The 19847-nt window shown below is 43.7% G+C and carries 9 protein-coding genes and 1 pseudogene; 8 read left to right on the forward strand and 2 right to left on the reverse strand.

The genetic code is table 11. From position 1 onward, the window contains the following. Positions 1-222 (forward strand): annotated as a pseudogene (locus K1F36_RS18505) (phosphoenolpyruvate carboxykinase (ATP)); the annotation flags it as partial. 9 nt (positions 223-231) lie between these two features. On the opposite strand, the gene K1F36_RS18510 reads toward K1F36_RS18505, so the two are convergent. Beyond that, positions 232-1389, reverse strand: a complete 1158-nt coding sequence (locus tag K1F36_RS18510; RefSeq protein WP_220115110.1) for a hypothetical protein — start codon at positions 1387-1389, stop codon at positions 232-234. A gap of 169 nt (positions 1390-1558) precedes the next feature. On the opposite strand from K1F36_RS18510, the gene K1F36_RS18515 reads away from it, so the two are divergent. From K1F36_RS18515 to K1F36_RS18540, 6 genes are read left to right on the forward strand one after another with little or no spacing between them, the layout of a single operon-like run. Next, positions 1559-4810 carry a SusC/RagA family TonB-linked outer membrane protein gene (locus tag K1F36_RS18515; protein WP_220115111.1) on the forward strand — a complete coding sequence of 1084 codons (3252 nt, stop codon included), beginning with the start codon at positions 1559-1561 and terminating at the stop codon, positions 4808-4810. Positions 4811-4829: 19 nt separating this feature from the next. Further along, the gene (locus K1F36_RS18520; RefSeq protein ID WP_220115112.1) at positions 4830-6248 is read left to right on the forward strand and encodes a SusD/RagB family nutrient-binding outer membrane lipoprotein; all 1419 of its coding nucleotides are present in this window, start codon (positions 4830-4832) and stop codon (positions 6246-6248) included. A 26-nt stretch (positions 6249-6274) separates the two neighbouring features. Continuing rightward, positions 6275-7054, forward strand: coding sequence for an SGNH/GDSL hydrolase family protein (locus K1F36_RS18525; protein ID WP_258539146.1), 780 nt, complete (start codon positions 6275-6277; stop codon positions 7052-7054). Then, positions 7051-8535: an SLC13 family permease gene (locus K1F36_RS18530; RefSeq protein WP_220115113.1), complete on the forward strand. Its 1485-nt coding sequence runs from the start codon at positions 7051-7053 to the stop codon at positions 8533-8535. Before K1F36_RS18525 ends, K1F36_RS18530 begins: the two co-directional genes overlap by 4 nt. Before the next feature lie 20 nt (positions 8536-8555). After that, positions 8556-10322, forward strand: a complete 1767-nt coding sequence (locus K1F36_RS18535; protein ID WP_220115114.1) for an Ig-like domain-containing domain — start codon at positions 8556-8558, stop codon at positions 10320-10322. A gap of 17 nt (positions 10323-10339) precedes the next feature. Beyond that, positions 10340-11725 (forward strand): Ig-like domain-containing domain, encoded by a 1386-nt coding sequence (locus tag K1F36_RS18540; protein WP_220115115.1) that lies wholly within the window; start codon positions 10340-10342, stop codon positions 11723-11725. Between the two features lie 589 nt (positions 11726-12314). Here K1F36_RS18540 and K1F36_RS18545 read toward each other — a convergent pair. After that, positions 12315-16364: a hybrid sensor histidine kinase/response regulator transcription factor gene (locus K1F36_RS18545; protein WP_220115116.1), complete on the reverse strand. Its 4050-nt coding sequence runs from the start codon at positions 16362-16364 to the stop codon at positions 12315-12317. Between the two features lie 471 nt (positions 16365-16835). Between K1F36_RS18545 and K1F36_RS18550 the strand changes: the two genes are divergently transcribed. Continuing rightward, entirely contained in the window at positions 16836-19835 is a 3000-nt protein-coding gene (locus tag K1F36_RS18550; RefSeq protein ID WP_220115117.1) for a SusC/RagA family TonB-linked outer membrane protein, read from the forward strand. Positions 19836-19847: the final 12 nt, after the last annotated feature.

Here is a 19847-nt window from a genome sequence, read left to right on the forward strand (position 1 = left end):
GAGAAGTACCATATCCATTCGGTCTTTGGCGTGGCCCAGCCGAGGGAGTGCCCGGGAGTGCCGACCAAGGTGCTGAGCCCAAGGGCCACATGGAACAATGACGAGGCTTACTACAAAACGGCCTTTAAGCTTACCAATGCCTTTAGGGAGAACTTTAAAAAGTTCGAGGAGCACGCCAGTGAGGAAATCCGAAGGGGAGGACCACAACGGTACGCATTCTAAACCTTTGATCTATCTACAGAAGGTACTAATATATTGATCAGTGAAAACGTAGGATTTATTATAGTCAACAAGAAATCTCCCGGTGCTGAACTGGCAATCAAAACTCAATACATCTCCTTCTTTGATTTGGTTAAAATCCATATTAGGAGCCATTGTGGGATTACAGGTAATGGGCTTCGAAAAGTCATCCAATAGATTTTTGGCAATGGAATTGGTCTCACTTTTTAGTTCGCTCAATAACGTTGCTGATACATCTTCCTTTTCCAGGACTTCTTGGGAAACGAACTCAATATCCCGCCCGATTGCCTTACCGGAGCGCTGTATCTGTTCACCATCAATACTGAATTCCGTTTTGAAAAAAGTGTGGACATACGCAATTTTCACATAATTGGAATCATCTTCAAAGTTGGAATCCATGTAGGATGAAATCAACTTGGGGTTGGTGTCCTTGGTTAGAAATGAATCGATGGGAACCTCACGTTTGTCATACCAAATTTCATGTTTTTGGTATTCATATCCTTCGAATGATTCACCTCGATCATCACGTTCGTCCATGCACCTGGCGTACATGACTACTTCTTTTGCTACGTAGTGAAATCCGTTTCTTTCCCTAAAAAAAGGAATTTTATATTCCTCTTTGAGTTTCCATTTACCTTGGTATTTGTAACAGGGGTAGTAACAATCTTCAGGTAGTTCCTTTAGCCGAACATAGGGTTTTACGTAATTATTTTCAAACCCCCACCGTAACATTTCATATCGGGTCTCCTCGGATAGTTCCTCCGTTTGGTCAATTGTTTCGTTGGAGCGTGTTATCATGTAGGTGGCTAGGATGCAACCTAATAGTAAAAGCCCGATACCGAAAAAGTACTTTTTATTGCTGAACAAGGAATGGCTGGGCTTTTCACCTAACTTCTTCACCTTACCGCGAAGCTCATTTACGTCCAAAAGACGCTGAACATTTCGTAGGGCCCGGGTAAGCTCACCTTCAGATGCCGTATTGTTTATTAATCTAGAGAATTGTGAATCACTATAAAATAGGTCACGTGCAATCTTTGAATTGCTTGTGGATTCGAATTTGTTCGTGTTCGGATCGTATTTGCCATAATGGCGTTCTAGTTTTGAGATAAATTCCGCATGAATTTTATTTATCTCGTCTTCTGTATGCATGTAAGTCGGTTAAAAATTGATAAAAATTGATAAAAGTTATTAAAGTGACAATATAAATGGTGATTATTTATATAATTGTCAATCACATAAGCACAATAATATCAAAACAACAACTTTTGTTTTTTTGGTAGTTTTTTACTCTAAACTAATCAAACTTAAAACATTTAAAATGAAATTCAGACTTAAGCATGCATTTTTGCTTCTTGGGGTCCTTTCCTTTCAAATTGTATCTTCTCAAAAACAAATTTCCGGAAAAGTAACTGATGAAAATGGGCAGCCATTGCCTGGGGTTTCCATACTTGAGCGAGAGACAACCAATGGAACCACTTCAGATTTTGATGGTAATTACACCATTACGGTGCGGGACGAATCCGCACAAGTTCTATTCAGTTATATTGGGTTTACCACGGTAACCAAAACGGTGGGGGACGGTGCTACCTTGGATATTGTAATGGAAGAGAGTGCAGAGGCCCTTGATGAGGTTGTCGTAACTTCTTTGGGATTTAAAGAACAGAAGGACGATTTGGGTTATGCCAGTTCCACGGTCTCCGGGAACAAGGTGGCCGAGGCAGGGGAGACCAATGTCCTCAATAGTTTATCGGGTAAATCCTCCGGGGTACGTATTTCACGGAACTCGAGCGATCCAGGGGCAGGTTCCTACATTCAGATCAGGGGGGTGTCCTCCATCACCCGAAACAGTCAACCGCTTATTATTGTGGACGGTGTTCCCATTAGTAACGATGTACGAGGAAACAGCGATAGCGGTGGGGTGAACCAAGAATCAAGGCTGAACGATATCAACCCGAACGATATAGAGAGCATTACCGTACTCAAAGGAGCATCGGCAGCTGCATTATGGGGTACCCAGGCGTTGGGCGGTGTCATCAATATTACGACCAAAACAGGTAAGTTCAACAGTCGACTTGCCGTAAGTTTAAAGAGTACCTATTCCTACGATGAAATCAACCGTAGATATCCGCAACAGGATGAATACGGGCAGGGTGACAATGGGGTATATGATCAAAGGGCAAGGGACTCTTGGGGCGATAAACTTTCCGAACGCTCTGGTGGCCTGGACGAGCTGGATACCTCGGGCGAATTTTATTTGGATCAAAACGGAAATGTCTATTATCCTATTTTGAACAAAAACTCAAGGCAGACCTTCCACGATTCCAATTTTGATAAGATTTTTGATAATGGACACTTTTTGGAAAACAACTTGAGCGTTAGCGGAGGTAATCAAAAAGGGTCTATGTTCTTTAGTTTGGGAAACCTGGACCAACAAGGTATCATCAGGAACAATTCCGATTATAATAGAACGACCATGCGCTTTAATGCCAGACAAAACTTTACCGATGCAATCAGTTTGAAGATCAGCTCATCCTATTCACGGACCAAGTCCAATAGAATTTTAAAAGGGGCGAACAGTTCAGGACTATACCTCGGATTGCTAAGGAATCCGGTGGATTTTGATATAACCGGTTATCGGGGCGACTATTTTGCAAATGGCGACGCGACTCCCGTATCCGACAGACAACGATCATATAGGGAACCCTTGGGCGCGGATGGTACCCCCACCTACAATAACCCATTGTGGACCATAAACGAGCAGGAAAATTTGGCCAAGGTCGATCGTTTTATCACCAATGTGGAGTTGACCGCTACGCCCAACTCCTGGTTGACCTTGATCGGTAGAGTGGGGCTTGACCATTATAGTGAGAAAAGAAATCAATTTTTTACACCAGGTTCCGCATCGGGATCTTATAGTACCGGTTTTATTAGTCAGGAATTGGCGACCAATACCATTTTTAATATGGATTACATTGCCAAGACCAATTTTGACCTAACAGATGATGTCAGTGGTGATTTTTTAATGGGATTCAATTATAACGACAAATCAAGGGCGGTAAACGGATATGTTGGGACCAACTTTGTTCAGTTCCTCGATGTGGAAAGTGGTATTCGGGATTCGGATAACATCCTGCCCGAAAATATAGAGACCAATAGTTCCCAGGGACAGGAACGGACCGTGGGGGTATATTCATCGGCATCATTCGCGCTGTATGAGATGTTGTATGTAAATGCCACGGTAAGGGGCGAGACCGCATCTACTTTTGGGGATATGGACAACAAGGCCTTTATTTTTCCATCTACTTCTGTTGCTTGGCAGTTTTCCGAGTTGGAACCTTTTCGGGAAAGCACCTTCTTTTCTTTTGGAAAATTACGGGCTTCCTACGGTGAGGTCGGTGTACAGCCCGCTCGATACAACACCTCAAACGTATATGTTTCCCCCACATTTGGGGACTCCTACGGAGGAGGACTGAATCTTGGGTTGTTCGGTAATGGAGCTTTTGTCCCGAGTGCCAGTCGTGGAAATACCAATTTGAAGCCGGAAAGGAAAAAGGAAATGGAGTTAGGTTTGGACCTACGCTTTTTTAGAAACAAGCTTTCCATCAGCGGTACTTACTTTTCCAATGTTACGGAAGATGTGTTGTTGGAGTTTCCACAGGCCAATTCAACGGGCTACACATCCGTATATACCAATGGCGCTGAAATCGAAAACAAGGGATACGAACTGGATCTGGGCTATCGTATCATAGATACGGGGGATTTTAGCTGGTCTATAGATGCGAATTTCACACAAGTCCGTAATAAGGTGACCGATTTGGCGGGAATAGAATCCTTGAACCTGGGAGGCCTTTCTGCAGTTAGTTCCCGTGCGGTAGAAGGAGAGCCTTTGGGTGTTTTGTGGGGTTCCAGAACCCTCCGTAACGGGGATGGTTCCATTGTTTATGATGAATACGGATTTCCAGAGCAAGACCAAGTGGAAGGCGTGATCGGTGACCCCAATCCAGATTGGCAAGGGTCATTGGCCACCAGCATTTCGTACAAGAATTTTAGATTGACAGCCCTGCTGGAAACCTATCAAGGTGCAGATATTTATGCCGGGACCAAATCCGTGATGCGCGATTTGGGAACCTGGTACGATACGGCCAATGAGGTCACGGCGACACGAAATTACTTTACTGCGGACGGTAACATTATCAATATCGGAGAAACCTTTAGGGGGAATGTACAGGATTTTGGTGCAGGCCCGGTCGCTCTTACAGAAGCATGGTACAACGGCGATGGTGGGTTTTTTGGCAATGGGAATGATGAACTGTACATTGAAGATGGTTCATGGACCCGTTTAAGGGAACTGAGCCTTTCCTATCGTTTAAAAAATGCATGGATGGCGGATTCCATGGGAATTCAATCCGCTGAATTTTCAGTGACCGGAAGAAACCTGTTCTTATGGGCCCCATTTGAAGGAAACGACCCCGATACCAATCTTTCGGGGGTAAGTGCAGCTAGGGGGATAGATTATTTCAACAATCCAAGCACTAAATCCTACTTGTTTAGCCTAACACTTAACTTCTAATCAAAAAAAAACTATTATAATGAAACGTTATATATCCATCGTTATACTTTGTACGCTACTGGCATCCTGTAGTGATCTGGTCGATGACTTGAACAACGACCCCAATAACCTTACGGAGAGTTCCTTCGGTTCTGTGCTGACGGGGGCAGAAGTGGGAAACCTATTGTTCCAGAGCGGGGAATCGGCCCGTAGGGCCGCTATTTTTGCAGGCCAGTATAGAGGAATAGATAGACAGCATGAAGGGTTCTATAATTATTCCGTGACCACCAGTGATTTTGACGCCCTTTGGAACGATGCCTTTGTGAATGGCTACAGAAACGCGTTGATTGCGGAAGAGATCGCTCTCAATGATGAAATTGGCCCAATAGCTCAGGGAATAGCCTTGGTTTTACAGGCACAGGTTGCAGGTTCCATCGCGTCCCTCTATGGTGATATCCCTTTTGATGAAGCTGGAAATGTTGCTATAACAGACCCTGTGTTTGAAAGCCAAACCTCGGTCTATGGAAAAATACAGAACACCTTGGATACCGCAATTTCGTTGTTGGGCCAAGGAACGGGAAGACCAAGTGCCGGTTCCGATATTTATTTTGATGGGGACGCCAATGCATGGATAGAGGCCGCCTATACGCTTAAGGCACGTTTTTACATGCATACCAAGAACTATCAAGCTGCATTGAATGCCGCGGGCAACGGAATTAGCTCCATGGCGAACAGTATGTACGGACCGCATGGAACTGCGGCGGAAAACTCCAATCTCAATTATCAATTTTTTGCCATTGAGGTACGCCAGTCCGACCTTATAGTATCCGATTTTATGGCAAGCCTTGTGGATCCAGGAGCAGGCAATCCGATACCCTCCAATTATAGGGGTAATGCCAAGACGGATGAAACAGGACGATATGGTTTTCTTTTTACGACAAATAGCACAGGGATACAGCCCAATATAGCGGACGGTTTTGCGGCCCAGGATGCCCCGGCACCTTTGGTCACCTATGAGGAGAACCTGTTGATATTGGCAGAAGCAGGTCTAAGGGCCAGTGGTTTTGGTACCGGACTATCCAATCTGAACGAGTATAGGGCTTTTATGGATACCGGAGGGTACCTGAGAAATGTAGACCCATCCCAAGTAAACTATGAACCTTATGTGTCGGCTGATTTTGAAGTAGGGGGTATGGAAAACGCCGATGGTATCAGTCAGGAAAATGCCCTGCTCCGCGAAATCTTGGAAGAACGTTACATTACATTGTTCGGACAAATAGAGACATTCAACGATACCCGAAGAACCGAGGGGGAAACGGTTGTCAGGGTGCCTATCACCGCGAACACTGGCAATGAGCTGCCACAACGGTTTTTGTATCCACAATCTGAAATAGACAGGAACGATAATGTTCCCGACCCAATTCCCAACTTTTTTGACGAAACCCCGGTCAATCAATAAACCAATAAGAATTGCATTATCAAATTATGAGAAATAAACATATCAAAAATCTGAGTATATGGATTGCTGCACTAGTGCTGACCATTCCGGTTCAGCTGAGTGCCCAACAAAAGGAAGATCCCATCAAAATATTGTTTGTTGGAAATAGCTTCACCTATTTTTGGAACATGCCCCAATTGGTGGACGCCATGGCCGAAACACAGGGAGTTGATATTTCTGCACATCAATCCACTGTGGGGGGCAGTAATTTGGAACAGCATTGGAAAAGTGAAAAAGGAACGGTTACCCGCCAACTGCTTGAAGAGAAAGAATGGGACTATGTGGTGTTTGGTGACCATAGCCTTAGTACCATAGACACGCCGGAACGTTTTAAGGAATATGGGAGCAAGTTTGCCGAATTGGTCCGTTCCAAGGGAGCGGAGCCCATTTTCTATATGACATGGGCCTATAAATCCAATCCATTGATGCAAGGGACCATTACCAAAGGGTACATGGATCTGGCCACATCGCTAAATGCAAAGGTGTTGCCCGTAGGACCAGTATATATGAAGGCTAGAACTGCGAGGCCTGATTTGGAATTCTATTTTGATGACAAACATCCTTCTTCAGATGGAACGTATTTGATTGCTTTGACCATTACCAAATTGCTTACGGGCAAATCCATTCTTGAGGTTCCGGACCGTTTGATTACCACGGATGCGAACGGTGAAAAATTATATCTATCGTTTGTTCTACCCACCACAGGTGACTTTTTGAGACAATTGGTGGATGAAATGAATTTTGAACCTTACAAGACCCAAAAATGAGTTTGGTAAAAAGAAATATTTTTTTGGTCCTGGGGCCATTGGCCTTTTTGATACTACAAACCTTTGACCCTCCTTCCGGTATGCCGGAGAGTGCTTTTAGCATGTTGGGAATTACCCTCTGGATGGCCATATGGTGGGTGACCGAGGCTATCCCAATAGGGGTGACCGCACTTTTGCCCATTATTCTATTTCCATTGACGGGAGCTGTGGACCTATCGAGTACCACTGCTTCATACGGACACAGGTACATTTTTTTATACATGGGCGGCTTTATGTTGGCCATTGCCATCGAAAAATGGAATCTGCATAAACGGATTGCTTTGCAGGTTATTCGCATCATAGGGACCAATGTCTCCAAGATTATTCTGGGCTTTATGGTGGCAACAGCATTCTTGTCCATGTGGATTTCCAACACCGCCACTTCAGTAATGATGTTGCCTATAGCTATGTCCATTGTTACACAGCTAAAGGACAATCCAGCAACCAGGGAAGACGAAAACTTGATTTTTGGAAAGGCGCTTATGCTCGGAATAGCCTACAGTGCTTCCATTGGAGGGGTGGCCACCTTGATCGGGACACCTCCAAATTTGGTCTTCGCCGGTTATGTGGAAGAGGTCTACGGGATAGAGATTACGTTTTGGCAATGGGCCAAGTGGGGATTGCCCATAGCTATTCCACTTTTGGTCATCGCTTGGATCTACCTGACCAAGTATGCCTTTACCTTTAAACAGAAAGAGTTTCCAGGGGGAAGGGAGGAAATCAATGCATTGATAAAGGAGCTGGGGCCCATGAAGAAGGAAGAAAAAATAGTCTTGGGCATCTTTGTCCTTACCGCTTTTGCTTGGATAACCCGCTCTTTTGTGCTTCAACCCTTACTGCCTGCTATCGATGATACCATAATAGCCATGTGCGCTGGTATTTTGTTGTTCACCATTAAAAGCGATAACAAAAAGGAACCCTTAATTAATTGGGAAGATGCTGTAAAGCTTCCTTGGGGAATCATATTGCTGTTTGGAGGGGGGATGGCCCTGGCCTCTGGTTTTGAAACGACCGGATTGGCCGAATGGCTGGGCAGTCAGATGAGTCTGTTGCAAGGATTGGCCCTTATGGTATTGGTCGTAGTAATCGTTGCCTCCGTAAACTTTATTACCGAGGTAACCTCAAACTTGGCTACGACCGCCATGTTACTTCCTATTTTGGCACCAATTGCCATAGGACTCGACATCAACCCTTACATATTGATGGTAGCTACCACAGTGGCTGCTTCCTGTGCTTTTATGCTTCCAGTGGCAACACCGCCCAATGCAGTGGTTTTTGGGTCGGGATATTTAAAAATATCCGATATGGCAAAGAGTGGGATATGGATGAACATTGTTTCCATCGTGTTCCTTTCCCTTATGGTGTACTACGTACTGCCTCTTATCTGGGATTTTCATCCAAGGGAGTTCAGTGCATTTATTTCAGAGAAGATTACCAAATGACAAACTAAAAATTACTAAACATGAAAACGTATAAAAACCCAATATTGCACATAGCCCTTTTTATGGTGTTTTTATTTATTGGTTGTAACGATGACGATGAAGGGACCATTTTGGATGATGGCTCGTTGCGAGTATTGACCACCAATATAACCGAAACAAATTTTGGGACCAGTGTCGAAAATGTTCCGGTGAACACATCGGTCGATTTGATTTTTTCCCATAGTTTAAATACCGAAGCCATAGTATCGGCCCTGGAATTTACTTCAGGTTCAGCAAACGTGGATTACGAAATTGAATTTTCAAACACCGACTCAAATGTTCGTTTGATTCCAAGTGTGTTGGACTATGAAACGAGTTACACAGTAACATTGGCAGAGGGAATTTATGGTGTTGAAGGTGAATCCTTGGAAACCCCATTTGCCATTAATTTCACTACCGCAGCTTTTGTACCACCGACCTTGACCTTGTCTAGCGATGTTTCCGAATTACAGGAAGATGGTGAAACGGCAACGATTACGGCAACCTTGAATAAAGTCGCCAACGATGATGTGACCGCTACCATCATTTTTGATGGAAGTGCCACCAAGGATGTGGACTATACTGTTTCCGGGGAGGAAACTATCACTGTTCCTCAAGGCTCCTTATCGGTTTCTTTCGGGATTACCACCGTATTGGATGGCGAAAATGAAGGCAATGAGCTGATTGATATTTCACTGGGAGAAGTAACCAATGCCTCCGGTGGCTCAGAAGGGATAACGGTAGCCATTATTGAGCAATTACCTGCTTTATCATTAAAGGGGATCATGGCCCTAACATGGGATGGTTCCGGTACCAATGATGGTAAGGCCATCCATCTTGTGGCCAATCAGGATATTGCCGACTTGAGCCTTTATGGTCTGGGAACGGCGAACAATGGTGATGGAACGGATGGAAATGAGGTTACCTTGCCTGCGATTTCTGTTGCAGCAGGGGATGACATCTTAGTGGCAAGGGAAATAGCCTTGTTGTCCACTTACCTGGGAGGGTGTGCCGGTGAGTTCGAGCATGTACTCCAAGCTGAATCCGCTATTAACCAAAACGGGGACGATGCCATTGAACTGTTCCAAGGGGATACTGTCATCGAAACCTATGGGGACGCTAACGTAGATGGTACAGGTGAGGCCTGGGAATATTCTGGGACTTGGGCCTATAAATTTGATGGGTTCTGGACCACTGGCGGGCTTGATTGCTCCGTTGGCTCCACTACTTCTGCGGATTCCAACTGTCCTTACCCCATTTGTAACGAAGCACTTTCCTTAAAAGGAGTACTGGCCCTATCATGGGAAGGTAGCGGGACCAATGGTGGAAAGGCCGTTCACTTAAAGGTAAATAAGAACATTCCCGATTTGAGCATATACAGTATCGGTGTTGCCAACAATGGAGGTGGTACCGACGGTATCGAATATACACTGCCGGCAATTGCCGTTGAGGAAGGGGACGATATTCTTCTGGCTCGCGAGCAAGCAACTATCGCTGCTTATTTTGGTGGCTGTATCGATTCGTTCGAACACATTATTGAGACCGAGTCCATGAACCAAAACGGTGATGATGCCATAGAACTGTTCAATGGGAATACCGTGGTTGAAACCTTTGGTGATGTTGATGTGGATGGAACAGGGGCAGCCTGGGAGTATTCGGGATCTTGGGCCTATAAGGAGGGTACAACCTGGATGACAGGTGGTGTGGATTGCGCTGCAGGTTCCACCACAACACAAGAGTCGGCCTGTACCTATCCGGCATGTAATTAATTTATAAAAAGCATAAAATGAATAAAAATATAGTCAAGAACCTTCAACGTGTACTTATGGGCATGGTTGTGCTTTGGTTCACCGCTTGTAGTGAAGATGATGCTGCTACGGCGGGCTCGTTAAACGTGATTTCCGTTAAATTGAACGACACGGTATTTACCGATGATATGCAGGGTGTTCCATTGAACAGTACTTTTGAGGTTGTTTTTTCGTCCGCAGTGGAACCCAATGTATTTGAAAATGCGGTGTATATAAGTGCAGGACAAGAGAAGGTGACCTATACGGCGCAATATCTTAACCAATCCACTAAGGTGCTGATTGGTTTGGACGACATGGTACCCAACACGGACTATACAATTCATATTGATCCTGGTCGAATTGGTGTCGAGGGAAAAATGCTCCAACGGTCGGTTTCCTATTCTTTTACAACAGAAAATGCGGAAACGAATGCAAAGACCCCATGCCTGTCGGCATCTGAAGATTGTATGCAACGAATCGAGTTTTTGGACGATTCCGAACAATCCTTGTCCTTTGATGTTTATTCAAATTATGATTTTATCGAAGACACCGGGTTTGTATGGGACTTTATAGAAAAGGTCGTTGTGGTGGTCCACGGAGCCAATCGAGATGCAGATAATTATTACGATTATATGGTCAATTCGTTGCAGAGTATGGAGATGGAAAGGAACACACTTATTATTGCACCATACTTTCAAGATAATGGTACAGCCCCAGCAAATGGATTGATATGGAACGATTCCAGATGGCGTGAAGGAGCAAACGCAGGAAACAACAACTCAGGAATAAGTTCCTTTACCGTAATGGATAGCCTGGTGGAACGCTTTTCGAACCAAGGGAAGTTTCCCAATGTACATACCATTTTTATTGCCGGACATTCATCCGGAGCCGCTTTTGCACAACATTATGCCTTGGCCAATAAAGTGCAGGCTACGATAGAAGGTGTTGATTTTCAGTACGTGGTGGCGAACAATCAATATTTCTATTATCCAGATGGCCAGCGCTATAATGAGGATACGGCTAGCTTCTATGAGCCTACGGATTGTGCGGGATACGATTATTGGCCCTATGGATATGAGTTTGCGGTACCTTATTTGGATGGCGTTGATGCAACTACGTTGACCCAGCAGCAGGTATCCCGGAATACGGTCTACTTTTTGGGAAGTGATGACACATCAACGGAAGGAACTCTTAACACTACGGACTGTCAAGCAACTTTGTTAGGGTCCAATCGTTTCAATCGGGGGGAGCATATGTTTCAATACATGGAAACATTTTACCCTACCGACCATAACCATAGAAGAATAGTAGTGCCCAATGTGGCACATGATGGTAACGGGATGTTCAATTCACCTGAGTTCAAAGATTACCTTTTGGAATTTTGAGTGAGGTAATTGTGATGTAGCATAAAATTCAAGAATAGTTATTTTTGATTTAGTTAATTCGAGATGGCCCAAAATGGGCCATCTTTTTGTATGACTAAATTTGAACCCTATACTTGGGATATTGACCGCTAGAAATTTAGAGCTGTTCATTTTAAAGGTTAAGGATGAATTTACAGCGGATATTATAGAGGTAGGAATTCCAATATAAGTGCAGTACAATAAAAATGGGCGCAAATTTGATCGAGTTATAAAAAGTGGGCGCTATGGAAGATGTTTGAACCTAAGTCATTTATACATACTACTGTGAAAAATCAAAAAATAATACGATTGCGCTGATTTTTTTTAAAATGGTCATATGTATGGAAGTTGATTCTACGCAATAAGTAGGCTACAGATGTTTCCAATGGTGCTCAATTGAGCCCAGTAAAGTATGGACAAAGATATTCGATCTTCCCTTTTTGATGTAATATTTTTAAGTTGGGTTGTTCCGTACAAATGAGTAGGCTTCCATGATCAGTTAAAGGTGGTCAAAACCTAGGTTTTCTGGAATGGCGTCCAAATCGAATCCATCGATGCCCGTCATGTGGTATTACTTTATCAAAGTACTGGGAGGTCGTCCAAATTGTTTTTTAAAACATTTACTAAAATAAAAAGGATCCTTAAACCCCACCATGTCTGCCACTTCGGACACATTATAATTTCTGGTACGCAACAGGTGGGCGGATTTTTTTAGGCGTAAGGTCTTGATGAACTCATTTGGTGAAAGATCGGTCAGTTCAGTGATTTTACGATAAAGTTTAGAGGAACTTAAACCCAATTCCTTACAAATAAAACTGGAGGAAAGCTCAGGATGATCAATATTTTCCTCGATCAGATCTTTGATTTTTGTGATCAATTCAATATCTATCTGCGAATGGGCCAACGTCAACACGTCACTTTCCACCTCACCTGAAAATTTTTGTTTTAGATCGAAATGATTTTTAAGGATATTGTCTATACGTGTTTTCAACAAAGAGGGGTCAAAAGGCTTTACCAAATATCCATCAACACCGATTTTATATCCATTGATCCTGTTTTCGTTCTCTGCCAGGGCCGTGAGCAGTATTACAGGAACATGGCTAAGGTTTTCATCCTTTTTCAATTCTTTTACAAATTCAAAACCGTCCATTTTGGGCATCATCACATCTGCAACACAAAGGGTCGGCTTTATTTTCCTGCAGATCTTTAAACCTTCTTTCCCATTTTCGGCCTCGAACACCTTATAAAAATCAGAAAGATATTCCACCACATATTTCCGTAGTTCCGCATTGTCCTCAATGATCAATATCTTTTGTTTGATCTCAACATTGTTCTTGTTGGAGGGAACATTTTTGAACGAAGCCTCCAGTTTTTTAATAGGGATCAAGGCATCATCTATTATATCCTTGTTTGGAGGAAAATCGCCCAACTCCTTTTTGGAAAAAGCCGATTTGTGCACGGGCAAAACAACGGTGAATACGCTCCCTTTTCCGAGCTGGCTCTCTACCTTGATCCCCCCTTTGTGGATTTCTACCAACGATTTCACCAAGGATAGGCCAATGCCGGTACCAGTAGAGTTGGCCACGCCGTTCTGGACTTGGTAAAATCTGGAAAAGATACGTTCCTGGCTCTCCAGAGGTATCCCGATGCCATCATCACTTACTTCGAGCACCAACTTTTTGTGGGTCTCGTTTTCCTTGAATCCGATGAACAGATCGACATTTCCATACTCGTTGGTAAATTTCAAGGCGTTGGACAATAGGTTGAAAAGGATTTTATTGTATTTGTCGATATCGATCCAACATTTCACGGAAGTTTCCTCCACATTCAGGTTTAAGGTGATGTTTTTGGCATGGGCCACTTCCACAAAGGAGTTCAATATGTTCTCCGTTCGGACCAGGATATCTGTTTTGAAGACTTTTAGGGCCAATTCTCCTGTTTCTGCCCTTCTAAAGTCCAAAATCTGGTTTACCAAGCGCAGCAATCGTTCTGCATTTTGCTGGATAAGATTTCCCCTACCTTTTGAATAGGGACTGAGTTCTTCTTGTTCCAACAGCTGTTTGACCGGCCCAAGAATCAAGGTCAATGGTGTTCTCAATTCATGGGATATGTTGGTGAAGAAGCGCAACTTTTCATTGTTCAATTTTTCGTCCCGTTCCCGCTGCACTTTTTCCATCAAAAGCTCCCTTTTCAATTTAAGACGGGAGCGAATCTGCTTTCTGGCAAAGAACGTGATCAGTGCCAGCGTAAGAAATATCAACCCCAGACCCTTGCCTGTCAACCAAAAAATGGGCAAAACCGTGACCTCATAGGTTGACGTTTCACTCCAGTTGCCGTCACTGTTCCTTGAGCGTACCTCAAATGTGTAATCCTTTGACGGTAGGTTAGTGTATTGTACGGTCCTTGAATCGCTGGCGGTCTCTATCCAATGCTCATCAAAACCTGAAAGACGGTATTGAAATCGGTTCAATCTTTCATTGGTATAGGAGGGTGATGAGAATTGGAAGGATATATTCCTGTTCTTATAATCCAGCACCACTCGCTTGGAATAGTTTAACTCTTTCTCCAAAGGAACTTGGCCATTGATATCCGTTCCCGGGAATACCTCCTTATTTTGAATTTTAAAATTGGTAATGACCGGAGGCGGCACATAGTTGTTCTCTTCAATGGTATTTGGGTCAAAGTAAATAATCCCATTTTGTGCACCTATATAGATTCGGGAATCGTTGAATTTAAAGAACCCGTTTCTGCTGAACACGTCCAGCCTATTGCCACTTTCGATATGATAAAAATGTACCTCATTGGACTGTGGTTCATATCTGGCCAGACTATTATTGTTCATGTTCAGCCAAAATGTTCTTGAGCTATCTATTTCGATATCGGTAATCCACTTGCCCGTTAGTTCTTCCGGTTGGGAAATCCTATCAAAATTGTCATTATCCCTATTGTACTTCGCAATTCCGTTGCGAGTCGATACCCAAACGCGGGATGCATCATCAACCAAAATATCGGTAATGTAATTATGGGGAAGGCCATCATGGTCTTCGATATCATTTTTGTACCGTTTGATTACCCTGGTATTAACATTGTAATGTATAATGCCGTCTTTGGTAGATAACCAAAGTGCATTGCCCTGCCGTTTGATCTTATCAATTTCGGCATCGGGCAGTATCGCCTTTGGCCCGATGGGCAACATTGTTTTGGCATCCAAAAATCGGATGCCCTCACCAAAGGAACCTACGATCAGTGTGTTGGGGTCATATGTTAAGAACGCCAGCACCGGGGAATTTATAAAGCCGATGTCCTTTATTGTCGAGCTATCGGTCACATAATCATAGATGAGGACCTTTCCGTTCCAGAGGCCACAGTAGAAGATTTTTCCGTCCTGGGAATAAATACTGGTAATGTTGTTCGTTTTATAGTGCAGGGGTACAAAATGTTCACCTTTTGAAATGAACAATCCATTGTTCTTAGTGGCCACAATAAGATGATTGTCATAAGTTTTAGAAAATCCCTTGATCGTTGGCGCCTTATTGTCTATATAAAGGGAAATGTCCTTGTTGATCTTGAATTGGTTTTCATACGGATCATATTTGTCCAAACCATTTTCCGTTCCAATCCATAGCACGCCGGAACCGTCAAAGTAAAGTGCGGAAATCAAGTTGTCAACCAGCGAGGTATCATCTGACAATATGGAAAAATGTCTTTGAAAATCGCCTTTTGCAATGTCCTCCAGATTCTTGCACACAATAAGTCCACCCAGTGTCCCAAGCCAAAACTTACCATCGGGTGCTCTTGCAATGGATAAAAAATAGGGGCCCAGATCTTCCCTGACCACGTCATCTTCAATATACAGGTTGTCAAAAGTGTCCGACTTCTTGTCCAATTTATAGAGTCCTTTTCGCGTCCCTGCAAAGATGTCCGACTTGTGGTCTTGGTAAATGAAGTGGATATATGGGTATTTTTCATCTGAATGAGGTACGGACAGGATGTAATTTTTGTATTGCGAAATGGTCCCTCGGGCATTTAAGGTAATTTTGGCGATGGAAACACCATTATAACTTCCAATCCAAATATTGCCTTCATTGTCCTCAAAGATTTCCTTGATGTAGTCATAGTTTGGGAGATCGATTTTAGTGAAGGCTCTCTCCGAAGCATCATACCTAAAAAGCCCATTGTATTTGGTACCTATCCATACTTTTTTATGTCGGTCGATATGCACCGCACGGACCTCCTCATATGGGAAACTGTCCTGGCCGCCCTTGTTATGCAAAAAATCGACAAGTTCATGGGTTGCTGTATTAAAGAGCAGAAGACCTTTGTTGGTGCCAATCCACATGTTATGGGTGCTAGGGTCCAGCTCCATACCGGTTATATCCGCTTTGTAAATTTCACTGTCCACGGAAGACGATAAAAGATCGGACTTGAACTGGTACCCATCAAATCGATTTAGCCCAGAGAAAGTGCCCAACCATAGGAAGCCTTGCCGGTCCTGTACGATATGTCGGACCGAATTGTGGGACAGCCCATTTTTATCATTATAGTGGTTGAATTTTAAATGTTGCGCATCAAGATCAAAGAAGGAGACAAATACAACTAGGATTACAAGGTACGATTTCATAAAAGCATGATTTACAATAGGCTACTTGATTCAAATTACCAGGGCCAAACTCCAAACCTAAATGCACATCCCACTGTAAATAATCTGCATGTTATATACATGGTCGTAATGGGAAAAGTAGTCGATCAAATATATTTCATTTGGCAAGTATTCAGTTGGTTTAGATGGACCAATAGATGGAATATTTGACCAAATCCATGTAAATAAGCTTCTGCACTAAGGTTTGTATGGACCGATAGGCACGATGAAATTCCATGGCATGGGGTTGTTGGCGTTCAACGTATCCCAAATCCAGTAACACAGCAGAGTCTCCCATATAATTGTCTGTATCTCTTGTTCTGAATTTCCACCAGATTTCTATTCGTCCACATCTTGTTGGATGAAATATTACATGATTTTGATTGAAAATCACATTTTCACTAAGGGCAAACAATTGTAAAATTGCTGGAAAATTAACCAAACAGACTTTAAATGAATAAGATTAAATTAGTTTTATCGACTTTCTTTCTGATTTTATCATTTACATCTTGGGCACAATCCACAACTGTGTCCGGTGTTGTGTTGGACAACAACAATACACCTCTGGCCGGTGTAAATGTCCTTCAGAAAGCGACCACCAACGGTGTGGTAACAGACTTCGATGGAAAGTTCTCCATCGATGTATCTGGACAGCATGCAACCTTAGTATTTTCGTACCTTGGATTTTTGGCCCAAGAAATTGAAGTGGACGGTACCCAAACCAATTTGAGAATTCAGATGGTCGAAGATGCCGCTTTATTGGATGAAGTGGTGATTATAGGATATGGTCAGGCCAAAAAAAGTGACCTCACAGGTGCCGTTGCTTCCCTGAAATCTTCGGATATCGCAAGGGCCAACCCCGTTTCTGCGGCCCAGGGCATTCAAGGGCAGATGGCAGGGGTCAATATCATCAAAAGAAATAATAGACCTGGATCCGGTCTTGACATTAGGATCAGGGGACTTAGTTCCATCGATTTCAGCAATGAACCTTTGATTGTTATTGATGGTATACAAGGAGCGGATCTGAACACGGTGAACCCCAGCGATATCGAAACCATTGATATTTTAAAGGATGCTTCTTCCACGGCCATTTATGGGTCTCGGGGAGCCAATGGGGTGGTCATTGTTACCACGAAACGGGGCACTAAAGGGAAAATGTCCTTGACCTACAATGGATATTCCGGGCTTAAAATGCCGTCCTATTTGCCGGAGATGCAAAATGCCCAACAATTTTATCGGGCAAGCACTTTTGCCAGGGAGCAAAATGGGTATGCCGCCAAGACATTTACATCCACCGAGATGGAAGTGTTGGCTTCCGGAAGCGGTGTGGATTGGGTGGACGAGGTGACCCGTTCGGCATTGCAGACCAGCCATAATGTTTCTTTGAGCGGAGGTAGCGATAATGTCAACTACTATTTTTCCTTGGGTTACCTAAATGAAGGAGGGACTCTTAAAGACACCGATTTTAAGCGATATACCATCAATGGGGGATTGGATGGCAACATCGTGGAGCAGGTCAAGGTTGGGTTTACCATGAACTATACCAATTCCCTGATCAATTTAGGTTCCCGTGAATCACTTCGTGGAGCGTATCGGGCACGGCCCACAGGGGTCATCTATTTTGATGAAATACTTAATCCCAGCGAAAACAACGATGTGGAGCACGATGGATATGCGGTATGGATGGGCATCAATGACAAACAAGTTTTAAACCCCATAGTGGAGGCCGATAGAAGAAATTTCCAGTTGGAGACGCTCAGTTCCGATTTTAGGGGCAACGCTTACATAGAAGTGACCCCTTTGGAGGGTCTTAGCCTAAAATCATCGCTTTCGGCAAGAAAATATGATGCTAGGGATGGGATGTACCGTGGGACTTTTACAAAAGATCAACGGGCAAGTTTGCCTCCAAGGGCCAACAGTAGCAATCAAATATTGACCAATTATACGTTTGATAACATCATCAACTACCAGAAAACCTTTGGTAAGAGCAGTATAAATGCGACCGTGGCACAAAGTGCCTTCAAAGAAAGAGTGGAGGTAATGGGCCTGGATGTGGAAAATCTGCCCTATGATTCATCATGGTATGCCGTCAATACTGCGGGCACCATCAACTCGGTCAATTCCAATCTGACCGAAAGGACCATTTCTTCCTATATGGGTAGGCTCGTATATGGTTTTAACGATAACAGGTATCTGTTGACCGTCACCGGAAGATGGGACGGTGCCTCGCAATTGGGTGACGGGAACAAATGGGATTTCTTCCCATCTGCCGCCTTGGCCTGGAAAATCAGTGATGAGAACTTCCTGAAGGACAACGGGACCATATCGAACATGAAAATTAGGGTAAGTTATGGTACCGTGGGCAACAGTGCCGTTGATCCCTACAGTACCCTGACCCGATTGTTGCAGACCCCTTATGCCTTTGGAGAAACTCCGGCATACGGTTTTGCCCCTGCATCCTTGGTAGATAAGGATCTGGGCTGGGAAAAAAGCAAGGAACTGAACCTTGGGCTTGACCTCGCCCTGTTCAATAATCGGATATCTTCCACCATTGAGGTTTATAATAGGGAGACCGTGGACTTGATCTACAGGGAACGCATCCCGACCTCACAGGGCTTTGGGGAGTTCATCACCAATGTTGGTTCGGTATCCAACAAGGGAATTGAGGTCGCCCTGAATACCCGTAACATTGTAAAGGATAAATTTACCTGGTCCACTTCCGTAAATTTTGCCAAGAACATCAATGAGGTGCTGTCCATAGGCAATAATGGGATCCTTGAGGATATTGGGTCCAACCTTTTTGTTGGACAACCCTTGAATTCCAATTATTTCTACGAGTTCGATGGGATTTGGCAATTGGATGAAGCCGAGGAAGCCGCAGTGTATGGACAGTTGCCCGGTTCTGTTAAGGTAGTGGATCAAAACCAGGACGGCAAGATCTCATCGGCCCCTGGGGAGGATGATAGGGTAATATTGGGTTCCGAACAGCCAGACTGGACGATGGGTATCACCAACAAGTTCACCTTTGGCAACATCGACCTTTCCTTTTTGGCCTATACGGTACAAGGGGTCCAGTTCAGAAACAACTTTTTAAGCGGCACCATGGGTGAGGTCGGAAACGGCAGGTACAATGCCCTAAACCTGAACTATTGGACTCCCGACAACCCGACCAATGACTATTTCGGAGCCGGAATACCCAATCCATATAGACAGGCCATCCAATATCAAGACGCTAGCTTTATACGTATTTCCGATATTACCTTGGGCTATACCTTGCCGACAGAATTGTCATCCGATGTATTGGGGCTTCAGAATTTGCGGATATATGCCCAAGTGATCAATCCTTTCATTTTCCATGATTTTGATGGGATAGATCCTGAATTCAATTCTAGCGCATACAACGATGATGTGTCCTCGACCACAATATTATTGGGGGTAAAATGTACTTTTTAATTTTTAAAAAAT

This window comes from Flagellimonas abyssi, from assembly GCF_019457905.1.
GTDB classification, from domain to species: domain Bacteria; phylum Bacteroidota; class Bacteroidia; order Flavobacteriales; family Flavobacteriaceae; genus Flagellimonas; species Flagellimonas abyssi.

What these genes read in the sequence shown, in the direction of transcription:
- K1F36_RS18515 (WP_220115111.1), top strand. Translation starts at nt 1,559, where the DNA reads ATGAAATTCAGACTTAAGCATGCATTTTTGCTTCTTGGGGTCCTTTCC.
- K1F36_RS18550 (WP_220115117.1), top strand. Translation starts at nt 16,836, where the DNA reads ATGAATAAGATTAAATTAGTTTTATCGACTTTCTTTCTGATTTTATCA.
- K1F36_RS18535 (WP_220115114.1), top strand. Translation starts at nt 8,556, where the DNA reads ATGAAAACGTATAAAAACCCAATATTGCACATAGCCCTTTTTATGGTG.
- K1F36_RS18520 (WP_220115112.1), top strand. Translation starts at nt 4,830, where the DNA reads ATGAAACGTTATATATCCATCGTTATACTTTGTACGCTACTGGCATCC.
- K1F36_RS18530 (WP_220115113.1), top strand. Translation starts at nt 7,051, where the DNA reads ATGAGTTTGGTAAAAAGAAATATTTTTTTGGTCCTGGGGCCATTGGCC.
- K1F36_RS18540 (WP_220115115.1), top strand. Translation starts at nt 10,340, where the DNA reads ATGAATAAAAATATAGTCAAGAACCTTCAACGTGTACTTATGGGCATG.
- K1F36_RS18510 (WP_220115110.1), bottom strand. Translation starts at nt 1,389, where the DNA reads ATGCATACAGAAGACGAGATAAATAAAATTCATGCGGAATTTATCTCA.
- K1F36_RS18525 (WP_258539146.1), top strand. Translation starts at nt 6,275, where the DNA reads ATGAGAAATAAACATATCAAAAATCTGAGTATATGGATTGCTGCACTA.
- K1F36_RS18545 (WP_220115116.1), bottom strand. Translation starts at nt 16,364, where the DNA reads ATGAAATCGTACCTTGTAATCCTAGTTGTATTTGTCTCCTTCTTTGAT.